Source organism: Comamonas sp. NyZ500 (assembly GCF_016772095.1).
In the GTDB taxonomy this organism is placed as follows: Bacteria; Pseudomonadota; Gammaproteobacteria; order Burkholderiales; family Burkholderiaceae_C; genus Comamonas; species Comamonas thiooxydans.
Genome location: NZ_JAEIJE010000010.1, coordinates 152869 through 171457, shown reverse-complemented (window position 1 = coordinate 171457; position 18589 = coordinate 152869). Strand labels below are relative to the sequence as shown.

15 protein-coding genes and 2 pseudogenes are annotated in these 18589 nt (G+C 57.7%); 8 read left to right on the top strand and 9 right to left on the bottom strand.

The features are described from left to right. Positions 1-235 precede the first annotated feature (235 nt). Positions 236-379, top strand: a pseudogene (locus JAO85_RS16340) (transposase); the annotation flags it as partial. Here the strand turns inward: JAO85_RS16340 and JAO85_RS16335 are convergent. Continuing rightward, the gene (locus tag JAO85_RS16335; protein ID WP_202788533.1) at positions 377-886 is read right to left on the bottom strand and encodes an HAD domain-containing protein; all 510 of its coding nucleotides are present in this window, start codon (positions 884-886) and stop codon (positions 377-379) included. The pseudogene JAO85_RS16340 and the gene JAO85_RS16335 overlap by 3 nt on opposite strands. Before the next feature lie 188 nt (positions 887-1074). After that, positions 1075-2103 (bottom strand): annotated as a pseudogene (locus tag JAO85_RS16325) (integrase core domain-containing protein). Between the two features lie 404 nt (positions 2104-2507). Between JAO85_RS16325 and JAO85_RS16320 the strand changes: the two are divergent. The 4 genes from JAO85_RS16320 to JAO85_RS16305 all read left to right on the top strand — a co-directional run bounded on the left by JAO85_RS16320 (position 2508) and on the right by JAO85_RS16305 (position 6032). Further along, entirely contained in the window at positions 2508-3446 is a 939-nt protein-coding gene (locus tag JAO85_RS16320) for an ABC transporter substrate-binding protein (RefSeq protein ID WP_202788532.1), read from the top strand. Between the two features lie 81 nt (positions 3447-3527). Then, entirely contained in the window at positions 3528-4427 is a 900-nt protein-coding gene (locus JAO85_RS16315) for an ABC transporter permease (protein WP_237734877.1), read from the top strand. Then, on the top strand, positions 4420-5220 hold the full coding sequence (locus JAO85_RS16310; protein WP_202788531.1) for an ABC transporter ATP-binding protein: 801 nt from the start codon (positions 4420-4422) through the stop codon (positions 5218-5220). The genes JAO85_RS16315 and JAO85_RS16310 overlap by 8 nt, the downstream gene beginning before the upstream one ends. A 14-nt stretch (positions 5221-5234) precedes the next feature. Next, positions 5235-6032, top strand: a complete 798-nt coding sequence (locus tag JAO85_RS16305) for an alpha/beta hydrolase (protein ID WP_237734876.1) — start codon at positions 5235-5237, stop codon at positions 6030-6032. 30 nt (positions 6033-6062) lie between these two features. On the opposite strand, the gene JAO85_RS16300 is transcribed toward JAO85_RS16305, so the two are convergent. The 4 genes from JAO85_RS16300 to JAO85_RS16285 all read right to left on the bottom strand — a co-directional run bounded on the left by JAO85_RS16300 (position 6063) and on the right by JAO85_RS16285 (position 10956). Next, positions 6063-6740, bottom strand: a complete 678-nt coding sequence (locus tag JAO85_RS16300) for a GntR family transcriptional regulator (protein ID WP_202788529.1) — start codon at positions 6738-6740, stop codon at positions 6063-6065. Between the two features lie 66 nt (positions 6741-6806). After that, positions 6807-8594: an allophanate hydrolase gene (gene atzF, locus JAO85_RS16295; RefSeq protein ID WP_202788528.1), complete on the bottom strand. Its 1788-nt coding sequence runs from the start codon at positions 8592-8594 to the stop codon at positions 6807-6809. 377 nt (positions 8595-8971) lie between these two features. Next, complete coding sequence (locus JAO85_RS16290; protein ID WP_229228831.1) at positions 8972-9889, bottom strand: LysR family transcriptional regulator; 918 nt, start codon at positions 9887-9889, stop codon at positions 8972-8974. 53 nt (positions 9890-9942) lie between these two features. Then, on the bottom strand, positions 9943-10956 hold the full coding sequence (locus JAO85_RS16285; protein ID WP_202788527.1) for a tripartite tricarboxylate transporter substrate binding protein: 1014 nt from the start codon (positions 10954-10956) through the stop codon (positions 9943-9945). 111 nt (positions 10957-11067) lie between these two features. On the opposite strand from JAO85_RS16285, the gene JAO85_RS16280 reads away from it, so the two are divergent. Beyond that, a complete protein-coding gene (locus tag JAO85_RS16280) occupies positions 11068-12825 on the top strand; it encodes an IlvD/Edd family dehydratase (RefSeq protein WP_202788526.1) in 1758 nt (585 codons plus the stop codon). A gap of 6 nt (positions 12826-12831) precedes the next feature. Further along, positions 12832-13518: a GntR family transcriptional regulator gene (locus JAO85_RS16275; protein WP_202788525.1), complete on the top strand. Its 687-nt coding sequence runs from the start codon at positions 12832-12834 to the stop codon at positions 13516-13518. Between the two features lie 8 nt (positions 13519-13526). Here the strand turns inward: JAO85_RS16275 and JAO85_RS16270 are convergent, their stop codons facing one another. The 3 genes from JAO85_RS16270 to JAO85_RS16260 all read right to left on the bottom strand — a co-directional run bounded on the left by JAO85_RS16270 (position 13527) and on the right by JAO85_RS16260 (position 17454). Continuing rightward, positions 13527-14342 (bottom strand): 3-keto-5-aminohexanoate cleavage protein, encoded by an 816-nt coding sequence (locus JAO85_RS16270; protein ID WP_202788539.1) that lies wholly within the window; start codon positions 14340-14342, stop codon positions 13527-13529. Positions 14343-14354: 12 nt separating this feature from the next. Next, the gene (locus JAO85_RS16265; RefSeq protein ID WP_237734884.1) at positions 14355-15260 is read right to left on the bottom strand and encodes a 3-hydroxyacyl-CoA dehydrogenase family protein; all 906 of its coding nucleotides are present in this window, start codon (positions 15258-15260) and stop codon (positions 14355-14357) included. Between the two features lie 619 nt (positions 15261-15879). Then, entirely contained in the window at positions 15880-17454 is a 1575-nt protein-coding gene (locus JAO85_RS16260; protein WP_012839668.1) for an MFS transporter, read from the bottom strand. A 127-nt stretch (positions 17455-17581) separates the two neighbouring features. Between JAO85_RS16260 and JAO85_RS16255 the strand changes: the two genes are divergently transcribed. Then, entirely contained in the window at positions 17582-18526 is a 945-nt protein-coding gene (locus JAO85_RS16255) for a LysR family transcriptional regulator (protein WP_012839667.1), read from the top strand. Positions 18527-18589 lie beyond the last annotated feature (63 nt).

Sequence of the window (18589 nt, the reverse complement as noted above, 5' to 3'; positions counted from 1 at the left end):
GGCTAGGGTTAATGCGTGGGTCAGATTGAGATGGAAAAACAGGGGGCTAGTGGGTCACTTCTGGGTGGAAATCAACACCTACGACGTGGTAGCGCTGGACAAGTCTAAAAGACAAACGCTACTGGCGTTGTTGCATAGCACCAGCTTCGTAGTGCAGTAGGCTTGTCAGATGGGTGAATCGAGCTGGGGGCGCAAGCGTTACCGCACCACAAACTAGAAGGCGTACAACGCAGCATTGAAGGCCCGAGGCGACTTGACCATCTGGCTGGACCAGGGCATACCGTGGTTCGCCCATCCAAGCGACAAGCGTGGTCGCAATCGCACTTTCTCAGATACTGCCATCCAGTTTTGTCTGACCATCAAATGTCTGTTCGGCTTACTGGTCAATTGAAGTGGTCTTAGACATATCCAAGAGCTTCAATCTGAGAAGTTTTTGTGTGTCTGGGCAACTTAGGCCTAAGTGAGGGCGGGTACGAATGAGTTTGTCGCGGCACCAGGCCGGCCACTGGAGGTAGTCATCATCCAACGCAAGCCAGTCAGCAGGTTGACGCCGGTAAACATCTGACCACACCTGCATTCCCCTTGATGCATTGTCAAAATCTTCGCTACGCATTTGGGAGTGAAATGTGGCTCCGATGACTCTTTGGCGAAGACTGAATGGGAGACGTTTCGCCGCACCATAACAACCGTACTTCAACACCCAGGATGTCGATAAAACGATAGCAAGATTTGGGTATGGCGACAGTAATTCTTCGAGAAGCCCGGTATATGCAAAGAGATTCTGTTTGACAGTGGGGTCTATGTAGGGGCCCTTCCTCGGTGACCAGTAAACATCGCCGTGGTGCAACACACCATCGAAGTCCAAGTAAAGCACATTTCCAGTCATACGAGCTTCCTTCGTCTATGCGTTTACTGCACAGGAAAATCAGTGTGACAACTCGGGACTGAATCAGGGCAGGCCTAGCGACGTCCCCCCGGATTTGAGTAGCGTCTGACTCTGGAGTCCAATCCCAAAGATAGAAGGAAACGCAAGCGCAAGAAGATCCTATATTGACCCAGCAGAACCTGCACAGGTCAGGCCGCTAATGCAAATGCCTCAGCGGGTGTTCTCATGTTCAGCGCCTGGTGCGGGCGCCGGTGGTTGTAAAAGTTGATCCAATCTCCAATCAGGCGGCTGGCATGCTGCAGCGATTCGAACCGGTGCCGATGCACGCATTGCTCCTTGAGCGTACGAATCACCCGCTCGACCAAGCCATTCTGCTCAGGGCCGTGAAGCTGCGGCTGGTGAAGACCAGTCCATTGTCCGAGCGCAGTAGGAACGGAGCTGGCACGCGCCCGAATCGCACTTAATCTCAAAGCCGTCAGAGCACCAACGCATGTTGCTCATCGGCACACTGACCTGGCCATCGTGAATGCGGCTCGAATGCCGTCGCTTGGGCGCCTTGGGCAACAGCTGTCGATGCAGCGCCATGACTCGGTAGATGCGCTTGTGGTTCAGCGCCTGTTGGCCTTGCGAACGTCGCTCTCAATTGAGCAGCGCACCGGCGCTGCGATAGCCATAGCTGGGCAACTCGGCAATGTGGCGCCGCAGCTCGGCCAGCAAGAGCTCATCCTGGATCGAAGTGCGGCCTCTGCGGCTGTCTTGCCAGTCGCCAGAGCGGTGATGCCGCACATGCAGATTCGAGCGCGCCACGCCCAGCACCGAGCAGGCCGACTTCATTGGTCGTCCCCAGGCAACAAGGGCGAGCGCGCAATCCACTTTTTTGCTGCGGCAAGCTCCACGGCTTCCTTGAGGATCTCGTTCTCCAAGGTCTTTTTGCCCAGCACACGTTGCAGCTTGGCGATCTCGGCGCGAGCTGCGGCGAGTTCCGAAGCCGGCACAACCGCTTCGCCGGCGCTCACGGCCACCAGTGCGCCTTCGCGATCCAATCGCCGCCAAGTGAATAGCAAGCTCGCCGACACGCCCTCCTGGCGGGCCACGAGCGAGACGCTCATGACCGGTTCATACGTCTTGCGAACCAAGGCAGCCTTCTCGGCAGCCGACCAGCGCCGCCTGCGCTGGTCTCGGGTGATGACCTCAATCGTCTCTGTATGCCTAATCATATGCACAGTCCTATGCCTATCTCGAAGATAAGCGATGGACTGTGTCCGGAGATTCAGGGGGCTATCTCACCCAAACGCTTCAAACTCGCTCCGCTCCATCAAATGCCAGGACTAAACACCTAGTGCTGTGTTGGCGATTGATATCACCGACCTAAGTTCTGAGGTCTTCAACTTTGGAGTGGTACGAGAATTTCGTAGTCCATTTCGGTGCATGGTGGGCTGGAATAGCGCATGTCCACGGGGATGGACGCACGAAAACGGTGTTTTGGTGAGGGAATTCGGCAATTTTCAAAGAGGAAGCTCGATTGGCACGGTGCTTGCTTGGAGTGTTTAAAGCACTTGTGTACAGGCATGTATTCAAGTGGCACGCGTTCTCTCTTTGACTCCTCTACAAAGGAATTGCCATGCTGTCTCGCCGTCTTTTGCTCGCTTCTTTGACTACTACTGCCATGGCCTTGTCGGTGACGGCTCCAGCACAGGCCGCTGACAAGGTCATCAAGGTGGGGACGCTCAAACTTATTCATGGCATCACGCCTTATTTCTACGATAAGTTCACGCCGGCGGGCTACAAGATCGAAGTCATTCCGTTTGAAACACCTACCGATGGCAAGAATGCGGTAGTGACCAAATCTGTGGATTTCGGTACTTATGGTCTGGCCGCAGCCACCCTGGGGGCTGCGGCGGGCGAGCCGGTAGTCATAGTTGCGCCGACCTGCAATGGCGGTATGGCGATTGTGGTGGGCAAGAACAGCGGTATTGGCAACTTCAAGGCGCTCAAAGGCAAGCGAGTGGGCATTCTTCCCGGCTCCACGCAGGAAGCCGTGTTTCTGGATCGTCTGAAGGCTGAAGGCATGACGCTCAAGGATGTGAAGTCCGTGCGCGTGTCCTTCAGTGAAATGGCGGGTGCGTTGGAGCGTGGAGATATCGATGGGTATGTGGGCGCAGAACCTGGCCCTTCCATCAGCGCTATTCGCGGTGTGGGCAAGGTTCTCGAGTTTCCTTACAGCACGCCCACGGGCAAGGTCAACATGGTCATGACCACCCATGCCGACACTGTCAAAAGCGATCCGGAACTGACCAAGGTATTCCTAGAGATTCACCGCAAGGCCTCCGAATACGCCATGGCCCATCGTCCTGAACTGGTACAGATGGCGGGCGCCAAGCTGGGTCTGCCCGCCGATGTGGCCAATCTGGCTGCAGACAATGTAGAGCTGACATGGAAGATCGATCAGGACTGGATCAACCGCAGCAAGTACTACGGCTCGCTGATGCTGGAGCGCAAGCAGATTCGTAAGTTGCCTGATTACAGCAGCTTCATCGTGACGGGTTTCAACCCGAAGTAACGCGGCGAGGCCTGGCTGTGCACGACGCGGTCAGGCCTTGACGCTGTTGAGCTGTTATTGCCTGCTTTTGGAATCCTAGCCATGTCATCCTCCACTCTTGACCCTCAAGCACATGCGGCTGTGGCGCCCGCAGTGCCCATCAATCACGCTGCTTCAACGTCCGCGGATCTCGTTATGCCGCCGCAACCCAATGCCGCCAAGGTTTGGATGACAACCTGGCTGGTGCCTGCCGTGCTTCCGCTGTTGTTGCTGATCGCTTGGGACTTGGCCGTGCGTGCGACCGGAACCATGCTGGTTCCTTCACCCAAGGAAGTCGGCTTGATGCTGTGGGACTTCGCGTTTGGCGGCATCTATGACGATGCCTTCAGCGAAACTCTGGGCATTCACTGGTTGAAGTCCATGTCTCGTGTTTACGGAGCTTTTGGACTGGCTGCTCTGCTGGGCATACCCCTGGGCCTGGTGATCGGTAAGAACGCCGCCGTACGCCGTTTTGTAGACCCCACGCTGCAAATGTTGCGCCCTGTGCCTGTGACGGCATGGCTTCCGCTGTCAATGATCTTCTTCGGTGTCGGCCCCAACGCGGCCATCTTCCTGGTGTTCCTCGGGGCATTTTTTCCTATTGTCATCAACACCACCTTTGGCGTGAAGTCGGTGGAGCCTCGTCTGTTTGAGGCCGCAGCCATGCTGGGCTGTCAGGGCGCTTCCATGTTTCGTCAGGTGGTGCTGCCAGCGGCCATGCCATCCATCTTCAATGGCCTGCGCCTGGGTCACGGCATTGCATGGTTTTTGATCGTGGTCGGTGAGATGACGGGCGTTCCCGAAGGACTGGGTGCGGCCATCATGGATGGTCGCATGCTCTCGCGCACTGATGTGGTGATTGCCGGCATGGTCGTCATCGGCTTCACTGGCTTTGTCACCGACCGTCTGCTGGTCGCCCTCAACAATCGTCTGCTCAAGTGGAGCCCGCAACACAATGTCTGAAATCCTTGCTCACCGTACTCCTGCCCCCATTCTGGACATTGCCAATGTCAGCAAGGTCTTCAGTTTGAATGGTCGCCCCATCCACGCTCTGAAGGAAGTGAACCTGAAGATCCAGAAGGGCGAATTCATTTGCTTGATCGGTGCTTCGGGCTGTGGGAAATCCACGCTGCTGCGCATCATGGGGGGCTTTGAGAAAGTCTCCACGGGCGTGGCCAAGATGTATCACACGCCTATTTCCGAGCCCGGCCCGGATCGAGGCATGGTCTTCCAGGACTATGGTTTGTTTCCATGGCTCACGGTGCGTCAGAACATTGCATTCGGCCCCAAGCAACGGGGCCTAACGGAGGTCAAGCTCAAAGAAATCTCGGATCACTATCTGCACATGGTGGGACTGACCAAGTTTGCAGATCATTTCCCCAACCAGCTGTCAGGCGGCATGAAGCAGCGCGTATCGATCGCGCGAGCGCTGGCCAATGAGTGTGAAGTGCTGCTCATGGACGAGCCTTTCGGTGCACTGGATGCGCTGACTCGCGAAGTGCTGCAGCAGGAGCTGTTGGATATCTGGGAAAAGACCAGGCTGACCGTGATTTTTGTCACCCATGCAGTGGAGGAGGCTGTTTTGCTGGCTGACCGCGTGGTGGTCATGACGGCCGGTCCAGGTCGTGTGGAGCGTGACTATCGCATTCCACTGGAGCGCCCGCGCCATATCACGGCACCAGAATTCAACCTGGTGCGCAAGGAGCTGACGGAAATGCTCAGCAGTCATGTGGCTCATCATGCCAAGGCCGCTTGATGCTGGACTGTTTATTGAACCTCCCGCAGGTCGCGCGTGATGCGGCCTACGACAATACCCGTGCCGTCGCCGACAGTGCTCGGCAGCTCGCTGATTTCGAAGCCCGCAGTGTGGAGCTGGTGCAGAGATCCGCTGGACAACTGGATGTGCCGTTTGGAACGGCAGAGCGTTTGCGCTACGACTTCTTTGAGGGCGAGTCCGGTGCCAGCACGCTGCTGTTCATTCACGGCGGCTACTGGCAGATGCGCCACAAGAACACTTTTCGGTTTGTGGCTCAGGGCGCGCTCGCGCATGGACTGCATGCTGCTCTGATTGGATACACGCTGGCTCCCGAGACCACGCTGACTCAGATCGTGGAGCAGGTGAGATCAGGCATCGCGGCTGTGCGCCGCCATGCATTGCAGCAGGGAGGCAACGGACGCATCTTGCTATGCGGTTGGTCCGCGGGTGGTCATCTCACTGCAATGGGCCTGAATTGCGAGGGAGTGGTTGCAGGCCTGGGCATCAGCGGAATCTACGACCTGGCACCGATTGCTCATACCTACCTGAACCAGGCGCTCCGGCTGTCTGGCGCTGAAATCGAGCAACTGAGTCCCTTATGCCTGCCTGCAACACGCAAGCCGTTTGTGACAGCCTATGGAACAGCAGAACTTCCCCAATTGCAGGCGCAGAGTCAAGCCTTTGCGGCCTATCGTTGTGGCATGGAGGGTGATGCAGAAGTAGCCATAGAAGGCGCGGATCACTTCAGCATCCTGAATGCGCTGGCTCAAGAGGATGGAGTGCTGCTGCAGGCTTTGCTGCAGCATCGGTGAGCCAAAGATCAACGGCAGTGCTCGTGAAACTTAGAGGGAAGGCTGCTTCTGCCTTGCATTCTGCAGGGTATGTAAGGTGATGTTTTTTACCTCGTCACGGCTCACGCGGATATGTTGCTGCAGCAACGACTTGGCCTGCAAGCCGTCGCGGCTTAACAATGATCTGAGGATGTCGCCGTGCTCCTCGTAGGTCACGTCAATGCGGTAGTTGCGCGTGAATTCCAGACGCCGCACGATACGAATTCGGTCCGTGATATCTCGGTGGATGCGGGCCATTTCCTGATTGCCGCTGGCCGCCACCAAGGCCATGTGAAACTGCTCATCGTTGCGCGAGACAGTGGCTATTTCAGACAGCCGTTGTGGCGCGGGGATGCACCACAGCGCGGTCAGCTCATGCAGGCGTATTTCCAGGTCGGGGGTCTGAACAAGTAGATCCAGCGCTGCGCATTCCAGTACTGAACGCACATCGTACAACTGCTCGAACATCGTGAAGTCAATGCTGTTCACGATCCAGCCGAGCTTGGGTATGACGGAGATATATCCTTCGCGCTGCAGGCGTACGAGTGCCTCGCGCACAGGGGTTCGGCTCATGCCGAGATCCGCGCCAACTTCGTTTTCGCTAAAGCGGTCACCAGGCACATATTGAAAATTGTCCAGGGCTTGGCGTAGTTTTTCGTAAGCAAGGCTGGCCAGGCTGGTGGAAGACATGATATGGGCTCCTTGTTTTTTCTTTGGCTGCGGCGCCGCGCACGGGGCTGTGCGCCGCAGCGTGCTTCACAGAGACTGGCAGTACGCGCGCCAGCCGCCGAACGTGGTGATGTCCCGGGCCTGCGTCAATGCGTGGCCTTCACAGATAAAGCCTTTCACGCTGCGTCCATCCTTCAGCTGCACCGAACCAATGCCCAGAGGCGTTGGAACGCCGGCTACAAAGTGGCCAAAGTTGGCAATTGGCATATCCCACACTTCAACGGTGATGGCAGCCCCTTCGTCTGACCGTGCCATTCCAGGTTTGGGAGGTACTGTGCCTTGCAGCGCATACAGGCGGTAGTCCGAGGCGGTGCTCGTCTCCTCGCGAAAGCGCGCACCACAAGCCAGCAATTCATGATTGAGAGGCATGCCGCGCAGATGTGCACCCACCACGGCTACTTCGATGGTCTCGCCTTGTGTCGGTACCCGCCATGTGGGCAGTGAGCCAGCGTTTTGGGCGGGAAGGCCTGTAACGCCGGCACACAGATTGGTTTGTGCTTCCAACTGCTGAGCCCAGCGCACCAGATCAGGCTCGCGCCAGCCCGGCGCTATCAAGGTGATGCCAAAGGGCAGGCCGTCTGGCAGTTGCGATGCAGGGATTGCGATCGCCGACCAACCGAGAAGATTGACGAAATTGGTATAGGTTCCCATCTCCGAGTTGACGCCGATCGGGTCAGCGTCCACCTCGGCCATGGATGGGTGGCGCGGTGCGCTAGGAACACACAGCACATCACATTCTTGCCAGATATTCTCGGCTTGCTGTCTGAGGTCTTGCAACTGGTACTGGGCATTGAAGGTATCGGCAGCGTTGAAGCGCTGGTGTACGTCCAGAACCTGGCGAATCACTGGCAGCAAGGCTTCTGGCTGTTGTTCGTATATTCCACGTGCTCCGACAACCCGCTCAGCCACCCAGGGGCCGTAATACAGCAGATTGGCGACTTCAAACAGTGCATCGAAGGGCAAGGCTTGTACCCGTTCGGTTTGCGGCCTCAGATGTGCAAGAAACGCAGCAAATGCATCCTCATAGTCGCTGGAAAGCTTGCGTGCATCAGGCACCCCCACGCGCAGTTGAGACAGCGGGGTATGTTTGGCGATGAAGGGGCGTGAGCGGGCATAGCTGTCCTGTGTGTCAGGCCCTTCCATGAGTGACAGGACCTGAGCGCTATCGGCCACATTCAGCGCCAGAACGCCTATGCAGTCCAGCGTGCGACAGGCAGGCACCAAACCAGTGCCGGGCACTGCACCGGGAGTGGGCTTGATTCCGACGATCTGGTTGAAGGCCGCAGGAATGCGGCCCGATCCAGCCGTGTCCGTGGACAGGGCAAATGGAACCAGACCACGCGCCACCACAGATGCCGAGCCTGAGCTGGAGCCGCCGGAAATAAGTCTGCTGTCAAACGTATTGGGAACGGCACCAAATGGTGAGCGCGTTCCGACGAGACCGGTGGCAAACTGGTCCAGATTGGTCTTGCCCAGAACAATGGCCCCGGCTTGCCTGAGACGCTGAACGGCCACAGCATCGCGCTGTGCCTGGTAGGCGAAAGCAGGGCAGGCCGCCGTGGTGACAAAGCCCTCTACATCGATGTTGTCCTTGACCGCAAAGGGGATGCCGTACAAAGGCAGACGCTCACGGCCTTGGGTTTGCTGAAGTGCCTCCAGTTGCAGCAACTGCGCTTTCAATTGCGCGTCACTGGCAATGCTGATCCAGGCCGAGTCATCTCTTGCCAGACTACGACGCTGCTGCTCAAGCAATGCAGCAGGGTCAGCGCCTTCTTGATAAGCCCGCTTCCAATCTTCAAATGAACCAATCAGCATGATGAATACCCAAATGTATACAAGATGCTTGGTTTAAGCAGGTTGTGTGCCAGTTTGCGGTAATCCATCCTCGTTCCGAAGTTCCCAGCCAGTTCGGCTATGAAGGCAGCGGGCAGTCGGTCAGAAATTGCTGGCCACGTTGGTTGTGCCCAGGCTTCTGAACCTGCCATCTCGGAAAATACAAAACTGAGTGAGAAAAATTCCGGAAAGTACAACACTCAGTGAGAAGCGGGTACAAAACTAGCCTCTTCACGCAGCGCTAAGCCGTTGATTGTTTGTGGAGGCGAGTACAAGACTCAATGAGAATCGACACGATTCGTGGAGAATTTTTTACATTCCCTTCGACCTCTCTCTTTTGCGGAATCTGCAGCAGTGCTCTAGCTTGAATGAGAGGCCAGGTTGTGCAGGCTCGCTCTGATTAACGCCTCCAATGCCTTGGCCGCCGAGCTTCGAGGTGCGTGGCGGCGCATCACCATGCCCAAGGGGCGTTGAATTCCAGGGGGCGACAAAGGAATCTGCACAAGGCGGCCAGCTTGCAACAGCGATACGGCTGTTTCAGGCAGTGCGCTGATGCCCAGACCAGCACTGACCAAGGCGCCGATGGTTGCAATATGGTCAACTTCAAAGACAGGAGCGAAATAAAGCCCTTTTGAGTGCAGATCCGCATCAATGTACTGCCGGACGCTGGCAGAACTGGGCATGGAGACATGCGGATAGTCCAGGGTGTTCTCGATCGCGACGGGACCTGCCTGCTTGGATAGAGGGTGGTCATCGGGACAGATGAGAAAGAACTGGTCCTCCATCAATTGCTCATAGGCGAGGTCTTCTTGCTTGGGATCTGCTGCAGTGAGTGCAAAGTCGACCTTGCCATCACGAACGAGATCAAACGCAGGGCCAGATAAGGTATCAAGCAAGGACAAGCGTACCCCGGGATGAATCCGCGTGAATTCGGCAAAGACCTTTGGCAGCAGCGAGGCAGCCAAAGAGGGGAGTGCGGCAACCGTCACCGATCCCGTTCTGAGCTGGACGGTGTCCGTCACGGCCCGTAGAGCTCGCTGCGTATCTCGCAAGATCTCCTGGGCATGGGCAATAAAAACATGCCCCGCATCGGTCAGCTCGACAGCGCGAGTGGTGCGCTCAAACAGTCTTGCTCCGATCTGGGCTTCCACACGCGCAATCAGGGCCGACAGCGCAGATTGGGAGAGGTGAACCAGGAGGGCGGCTTGACCAAAGCTCTTGGTCTGGCTCAGGGCTACTACCGCTCTCAGGTCTTTGGTTGATAGGTTGGCTTCCACCACAGCAGTATAGGTAGCGGAGCTGCAGCGTCCTGGAGCTCCGTTATCTTCGCTTATTCAGCCTTGATGTCGCTGTCTTTGATCAATCGGGCCCACTTGGCGTATTCGGCGTTGATGATCTTGGCCGACTCGTCCGGCGTGCTGTAGGTAGCAATAGTGCCCTGGGCGAGCATGGAGTCCTTGACATCCTGCTTGGACAGAATCACTTTCAGCGCTGAATTGATCTTCTGAATGACTGCACCTGGAGTTCCTGCAGGAGCCGAAAGTGCAAACATGGAGCTGACCTGCATGTCTGGAAATCCAGCTTCCACGGCAGTAGCGATGTCTGGAATCGAGGCAACGCGTTCTTTGGTCGTGGTGGCCAGGGCCCGGAGCTTGCCTGCCTTGATCTGGCTTTGTGCGGCAGGAACGGTGTCAATCATGGCATTGACCTGACCGCCGAGCAGATCTGAAAGAGCGGGTCCGCTGCCTTTGTAGGGCACATGAACGACTTCAACCTGTGTCTGACGCTTGAACATCTCGATCGAGAGATGCTGAGGCGAGCCATTGCCTGCGGATGCAAACGTGACGCTGCCGGGGCTGGCCTTGGCAAGCGCTACCAGTTCCTTGACGGACTTCGCCTGAACATTGGGGTTGACCACAAATACCAGCGGCACGGTACCTACGACCGAGATGTGAGAGAAGCTCTTATGGATGTCAAAAGGAGTCGCAGCAGGCGTTAGCGCTGCATTGATGGTGTGGCTTGTGAATGCACCCATCAGCAAGGTGTAGCCATCGGCAGGTGATTTGGCGACTTGACCTGCACCAAGGCTACCGCCAGCTCCGGCGCGATTGTCGACGACGAACTGCTGCCCGAGTGCGTCTGAAAGCTGCTTGGCAAGAACGCGGCCGATGACATCGGTCGCTCCACCCGGAGCATAGGGAACTACCAGCCTCACGGGTTTGGTGGGGTAGTCAGTTTGCGCACAGGCTGCTCCCGATGTACCAGATGCGACGAGGGCGGTTGCAACCAGGTTAATGAGCTTGCGGCGGCGCATGCCCGGATTAACGAGTTCTGTGGGTTTCATGAAGTCTCCTTTAGGGTTTTCAGGGATGCGCTTTCTTGTTTGAGCGCTCGATTTTTCTTTTAATCAATAATATTATTAATAATCAGTGCATCAACAATGGTTAACCCTCCCATGACGAACAAGCCAGACCAGCAAGCCACGATTCATCCGGAAGCCGCTTCGAGCGGCATTTCCAAAGGACTCACCAACTACGGTGATCGCGGTTTCTCTCTCTTTTTGCGCAAGGCCTTCATCAAGGGAGCGGGCTATACCGACAAGGCGCTGGACAGGCCTGTGATCGGTATCTCGAACACAGGCAGCTCCTACAACCCTTGTCACGGAAACATGCCGCAATTGATCGAGGCAGTGAAGCGCGGCATCCTGATGGCAGGTGGTCTGCCCATGGACTTCCCGACCATCTCGCTGCACGAGAGCTTTTCCCAGCCGACCAGCATGTATCTGCGCAACCTCATGTCCATGGACACGGAGGAGATGCTGCGAGCGCAACCCATGGATGCGGTCGTGTTGATCGGGGGGTGTGACAAGACGGTGCCGGCTCAACTGATGGGAGCCGCTTCGGTCGGACTGCCGGCAGTGCAACTGGTGACCGGCTCCATGCTCACGGGATCGCATAGAAGCGAAAGAGTGGGTGCGTGCACCGATTGCCGGCGCTACTGGGGAAAATTTCGTGCCGAAGAAATTGATGCTGAGGAAATTTCCGACGTCAACAATCAGCTCGTCGCCAGCGTGGGTACCTGCTCGGTGGCGGGCACTGCCAGCACGATGGCCTGCATTGCAGAGGCTCTGGGGATTGGCATTCCTGGCAGTGCAACTCCTCCTGCGGTTACTGCCGACCGCATTCGAATTGCGGAGCGATCCGGTGAGGTGGCCGTGCACATGGCGCGTGCTGGACTGAGCATTGACAAGATTCTCACGCCTGCTGCCTTCGAAAATGCCATGCGCGTGCTGCTGGCCATGGGCGGCTCGACCAATGCCATCGTGCATCTGGCCGCGATCGCGGGTCGCCTGGGCTACGAGCTGGATCTCAAGGCTTTGGACGCCATGAGCCGCAATACTCCCGTGTTGCTCGATCTCAAGCCTTCCGGCGACCACTACATGGAGGACTTTCATGCAGCCGGCGGCATGCATACCCTGCTTCGAGAGCTCAAGCCCCTGCTGCACCTGGATGCTCTGACCGTGACGGGGCGCACCCTGGGCGAGGAGCTGGAGGCGGCCGGCCCAGGCTTCAAGCAGCATGTGGTCAAGACTTTGGATGCCCCTTTGTATCCACAGGGAGGCATTGCCGTGCTGCACGGCAATCTTGCCCCGGCAGGCGCCATCATCAAGCAGTCCGCAGCCAACCCCGAGCTGATGGAACATGAGGGCCGTGCCGTTGTCTTCGAGAATGCAGAGGATCTGGCCGCTCGTATCGACTCGCCCGAGCTTGATGTTCAGGCCGAGGATGTGCTGGTGCTCAAGAATATCGGTCCCAAAGCAGCGGCGATGCCGGAAGCGGGTTACCTGCCCATTCCCAAGAAACTCGCTGCCCAAGGCGTGAAAGACATGGTGCGTGTTTCCGATGGCCGTATGAGCGGCACCGCTTTCGGCACCATCGTCCTGCATGTGACGCCAGAGGCGGCGATTGGCGGACCATTGGCCTGGGTGCAAACCGGGGACAGAATTCGCCTGTCGGTGCGCGAGCGCTGCATTGAATGGCTGGTCAGCGATGAAGAGCTGGCTATGCGTCAGAATGCGAAGCCTGTTCAAGTTCCTGTGGCAGAGCGTGGTTACGCGCATCTGTTCAAGAAAACTGTTTTGCAGGCCGATCGTGGCGCAGACTTTGATTTCTTGACCGCGACGCAGCGCAAGGGTTCGATTCCAAGGAGTTAAGTTCATATGCCGACGGGCGCTTTTGCCAAGGAGCGCCGTCCATCCGAGGACGGTGCATCCGTGATTGCCGCGACATTGGAGGAAGACATTGTTCTGGGTCTGTTGGCTCCCAGAGTGCGTCTTGTCGAAGATGAGCTGATGGAAAGGTTCGCAGCCAAGCGACATGTGGTGCGAGACGCATTGGCTCAACTGGAAAGTGCTGGCCTGCTTGAGCGCAGGCGCAACATTGGTTCCATGGTGAAGGCTTTCAGCAGAGATGAAGTCATTCATCTCTACGAAATGAGAGAGCTGCTCGAGCTGGAGGCGATGCGCAGAATTGCGCTGCCTCTGGACCGTGAGGCCCTGGAGCAGCTCAGGCGCATTCAGGCCGGGCACGACGCAGCTATCCAGCAACAGGACCCGCGCGGCATTTTTCGAACCAACCAGGAGTTTCATCGGCTTTTGTTTGCTCAATGCGGCAATGTTTTTCTGTCGCAGTCCATCGAAGACTTCGCGCGCCAAACGCATGCGATTCGATTTGGAACGCTGATGTCCAGAGAGCGTCAGCTGCAATCCCAAAAGGAGCATCACGAGCTGCTGGCGGCGCTGGCGCAGGGGGAGGGGTCGAGGGAGCGCCTGATCCGCCTGACGGCAGAGCATCTTGTGCCTCCAAGAGATCACTACTTGAAGACACAAGAGGCGCTGCTGCCTTGAAGTGCTGATCAGTTCAGGAACATGTCTCGAATATCGTGAGCCGTGGCCAGAGGACGGCCCAGCGCTGCGGCCCCCTCGCAAACCTGGGTGACCAAGGCGGCATTGCTTGCTGCCGGCCCGCCGCTCTTCAGGAACAGGTTGTTCTCGAAGCCGACGCGCGCATGCCCTCCAAGACTTGCAGCAGCCATCGCGCATGCATTTTCCTGAGGGCCGAAGGCACACATCGCCCATGGATGGGCATCGTCGTGGGCATTCAGGAACGGCAGCAGATCGATGGGCGAAGAGGTCTGACCGGCGGAGTAGCGGCCCAGTACAAAAAGCAGAAACCATTTGTTTGCCGGGATGACGCCGCTTGCAAGCAGGCGCTGCCAGGCCTGCACGTCCGCCACGTCATACAGGATGACCTGGGTCATCACATTGCTCTGCTTGAGCCATGAGAAGAAGGACCGGATATCCGCTTCGGGAACTTCAGGTTTGAGTATTTCGCGCAAGCCGACAGAGATCGCTTCCGGAGCCGTTTCGCGGGCAACCCGCATCTGCTCGTATGGCTGGTAGACCTGTGCCGCTTCAGTGGTGACCTGAACCACCAGTTCCCGGCCCACTGCTTTGCGCACTGCAGCAGTGGCTTCAATGTAGGCGCGGGCATCGAGTAAATGCTTGCCGTCAGGCTTGCGTACATGCATATGAATCATGGACGCCCCGGAGTCCAGGCATTCCTTGGCGGTCTGTGCCAGATCGGCGGCAGTCAATGGAACCTCAGGGTGCTGCTCCCTGGTCTTGTAGGCTCCGTTGGGGGCAACGGTGATGATCAGAGGTGTATTCATCATGCGCTCCTCCTATTGCTCGGCAGCGTCGCCCACGGAAGGCAATTCGCTCTTGAGAAGTTCGAGACCTGCCAGCAGCGTCTTCTGGTAGCGCTGTTTCTCTTGCGCGATGCTCTCCGGGGTCCACTTGAAAAATCCTTCACCGGACTTCATGCCGAACTTGCCTTCAGCCACTCTTCGCGAAAGGCATGGGCTTGGCTCCTTGTTGTCCGCCAGAGACGGATACATAGTCGCTCCAGCGGCGCAGTGGACTTCCAGGCCCGCATGGTCGCGTTGAAGCACGGGGCCCGCTGCAAGAAAGCGAAAACCGAAGCCAAAGCGCACGGCTGCATCCACATCCTCGGCCGATGCAATGCCCGCTTCAATCAGTGCAAAAGCCTCGCGAGCCAGCGCGTGCTGAAGGCGGTTCGCCAAAAAGCCTGGCAAATCCTTCTTGACCAGCACCGGCACCATGCCGCACTGGCGCATGAAGGCATGAAGGTTCTCTGCGCATTCCATGCGGGATGCCTCGCCGCACACCACTTCGACAAGAGGCGTCAGGTGCGCAGGCATGAAGAAATGCAGACCCAGCATGCGTTCCTGCGTTGCCAGGCCTTGTGCAATGGCTGTAATGGGGAAGCTAGAGCTATTGCTGGCCAGCAATGCATTCTTGCGGGCGCGCTGCTCGAGTTGCTGGAAAAGCGCTTGCTTGATGTCCAGGCGCTCCGGGATGCATTCGATCACAAGATCCACAGAGCTCCAGTCGAGGTTGTCCAATGACGAGACGACGGACAGGTGGGCAAGTTGCTGCGCCGCATCCAGTTGGGTCAAGCCGTGATGGACCAGCCCAGGGACTTTGGCAGCCCGGTCGGGATTGGACTCGACAACAGTCGTTTTGCAAGCTCCTCGGCAAAGGACGACCGCGACATCGGCTCCCATAGTCCCGCCGCCAATAACAACAGCATGTGAACGCGAGGGGCGGAAAAAGTGCCCAGGCGCACTGAAAATTTTTTGCTCCAACAGATGTCTCCAAGTCCTATGAGTCTTGGAGGAAGTCTGGATGGTTTCGATAAATTTGTTAAACAAATTTATTGGGATAAATATCCTGATTTTTAAATATATTGCGATGTGCCTCTTTTATCTGTGAAGAGCCGTCGACACGATTCAGCAAATCGCAGGTGGTGCCAAAGTACGGCAGTCTTTGATCGACTTGGAGCGTGTCATGAATTTGCCACGGCAACGCATTGGGCAGCTATGCCGCACACTGGCACCACCGTGGGCGCTACCCTGAGTGCTGCACTGGCATTCACCAGGAATAGAAACAAGGTGCATGGTGAAGAGATGCACCAGAGCGGGAGAGGCAAGCAGTGGTACTTTGGCATGGATGCTGATTCTGGCCTGGTGCACACAGCAGGTGACACGGTTGCCAATGTCTGTGAGGTTGTCGAGGCCTGCCGCTTGCTGCCCAGGCAGGAAATCGATGTCCATGACAATGCAGGCAACCAAGTTGCAGATCAGCGAGCAGATTCTTGCCCATCGGCTTGGACCGTCATACAAGTCACCGTGCTGCCCTGCGACCCGAAAAGATCACAAAGCTGCCCAGTGCCAGCAGCCACACGGCGATGGCCGCATAGAGCATTACGCCGCCAAAGCTGTGCACCAATGCCTCGCGGGCAATGTCTGTCAGTGCCTGTGGCGAAGTGACGGCGCCAGCGCCTGCCTGTTGGGCGTACAGGGCCTGCAGGTTGCCAGAGGCAATGCCGTTGGCCATCTCGCGCAGCGCTGCAGCATCGACAGGGTCGCGCAATGCGGTTTGCAGGTGCTGCTGTACGCCATGCACCAGCAGGAAACCCATCAGCGCGATATTGATCGACAGCGTAATCATGCGGGCACTCATGTCGATGCCGGACGCCATGCCGGCGCGTGTGCTGGAGACCGCTGCCGTGGTGGTATTTGTCACCGGGGTGTTGGTGATACCCAGCCCTGCACCGGCAATCATGCAGCCCGGCAGCACGTAAAGCCAGTGGCTGTGGGCGAGCTGGCTGCCAGCGAGCATCAGCATGAATCCAAGGCCGATGGCGAATAACCCCAGCGGAATGGCGATACGCGGGCCATAGCGCATGGCGATGCGTTCTCCAACCACCGGGAACACCAGCGTGGGAAGGGTATAGGCTAGCAGCGAGACGCCGGCGGCCGTGACATCCTGACCTAACGCACTTTGAAAATAGATGGGCAGGTAGATGATGAACGCCCAGAAGCTGAAGTTCATGCCCATGGAGCCCATCAGCGCACCGGAGAAATTGCGCACCCGAAAGACGGAGAAGTCGAACATGGGATGCTGGGCACGCAGTTCCACCCACACAAAGGTTGCAAAACTCAGCAGACCCACAGCCATGGCGGCCAGCGCAGACATGCTGCCAAAACCGGTATCGGAGCCCTGCGTCACAAAGAAGGCCAGACCGAATACTGCGAGAGACAGCGTGACGATGCCCGCAAGATCCAGCGCGCCGGCCTTTGGGTCATGCGATTCCTTCACGGCGATGGCGGCCAGAAAGAAGGTCAGCGTGGCAATCAGCACGTGTACCCAGAATACCCAGCGCCAGTCCGATAGGGCGACGATCATGCCGCCAATCAGCGGGCCAAAGCCCAAGCCTATGCCGAGCATGACTCCCCAGGTGCTGAAGGCGCGGCTGCGCTCGGCGCCTTGGGGAAATTGATGCGAGAGGACGGCTACCAGGCAGATCAGCATGGCGCCGCCGCTGGCCCCCTGGAACACGCGGCTGGCAATCAGCATCGGTGTGTTCCATGCCAGGCCGCACAGCAGCGATGAAAACGCAAAGAGGGCTATGGAGATCAGAAAGATCCGCTTGCGGCCAAACCGGTCCGCCAGTGTCCCGGTGGCCATGAGCACCGAGACGCAGGCGATGGTGTAGGCATTCATGATCCACTGAATGTCTTTGAAGTCACTGTGCAGAACGGACTCCAGCGTGGGCAAGATGACAGGCACGCTGGATATTTCAAGGCTGAACATCAGTGCGGCCAGACAGACCGATAGCAGCGCAATGCGATTGCGCCGGGTCGGTGCCGGCTCCAGGCTGCTGGTGTTCAAGAGATCAACATCATTCGAGGACATGGTTGCGCACTCCAGAAAAGGGAAACGGCGTTCTGGCGCAGAACGTTCAACGCGAGTTTATGGGAATAAAATTCTTAAATTTACGCACTGATTTCCCATCATTGGGGAGTTGAAGGATCCAATCGACATGACTGTGCAAGACCCTCTGGAAGGAGTCTCCACCTTTGTGCAGGTGGTGGAAGCGGGCGGCTTCACTGCTGCTGCCAAGCGGCTTGGCGTGACGCGCTCTGCCGTGGGAAAGGCCGTTGCCAGGCTGGAGGCACGTCTGGGCTCGCGGCTACTGCAGCGCAATACGCGTACCCAGACCCTGACTGCGGAAGGGCAGATCTACTACGAGCGCTGCACCCGTGCACTCAAGGAGCTGGATGCAGCCGAGGCGGATCTGGACAGTGGCCGCATGGAGCCCATCGGGCGCCTGCGGGTCAGCGTGCCAGAAGGCTTTGGGCAGCTGTGCGTGGCGCCAATACTGCTGAATCTGACGCGTCTGTATCCGCAGCTGAGCATCGATCTGTCGTTTGGCGACCGTACAGTCGATCTGATCGAGGAGGGGTTTGACCTGGCCATACGCATAGGCCCGCTGCAAGACAGCGGCACCTTGTCTGCGCGCCTGCTGGGCACACAGCACATCAGCGTCGGAGCTTCCCCGGCCTATCTGGCACGCCACGGCACGCCTAGCAAACTGGAAGAGCTCGATGGTCATGCGGTCATCGGTTACTCGCACTCGGGTGTTGTCGCCCCGTGGAATGTTTCGCCAGTTGCTGGGCGAGGTGGCAGCTCGGACTACCGCCTGCAGGTGCGCACCCAGATCAGCATGGACGATATACAGGCCATTGCCGCTGCTGCTGTGGCGGGCTATGGCATTGCCTGGGTCCCTTGTTGGCTGCTGAGCAGCTATGCCAAGCGTGGAGAGCTGGTGCATATCCTGCCCGACTATCGGGCACGCTCCTATGAGATCCATGCACTCTGGCCACAGGCACGGCAATTGCGTTGCAAATTGCGGGTGGCCATCGACGCGCTGGTGGCCGAGATTCCGGCTTTGCTGAATCCTGAGGATGCGGTCCATTCTCGGTAAGGTTTGTGCGTTTCCGCCACCGTGGAATGCCCGAGCTTGAGGCTCAAGGCATTGGGAAAAGTG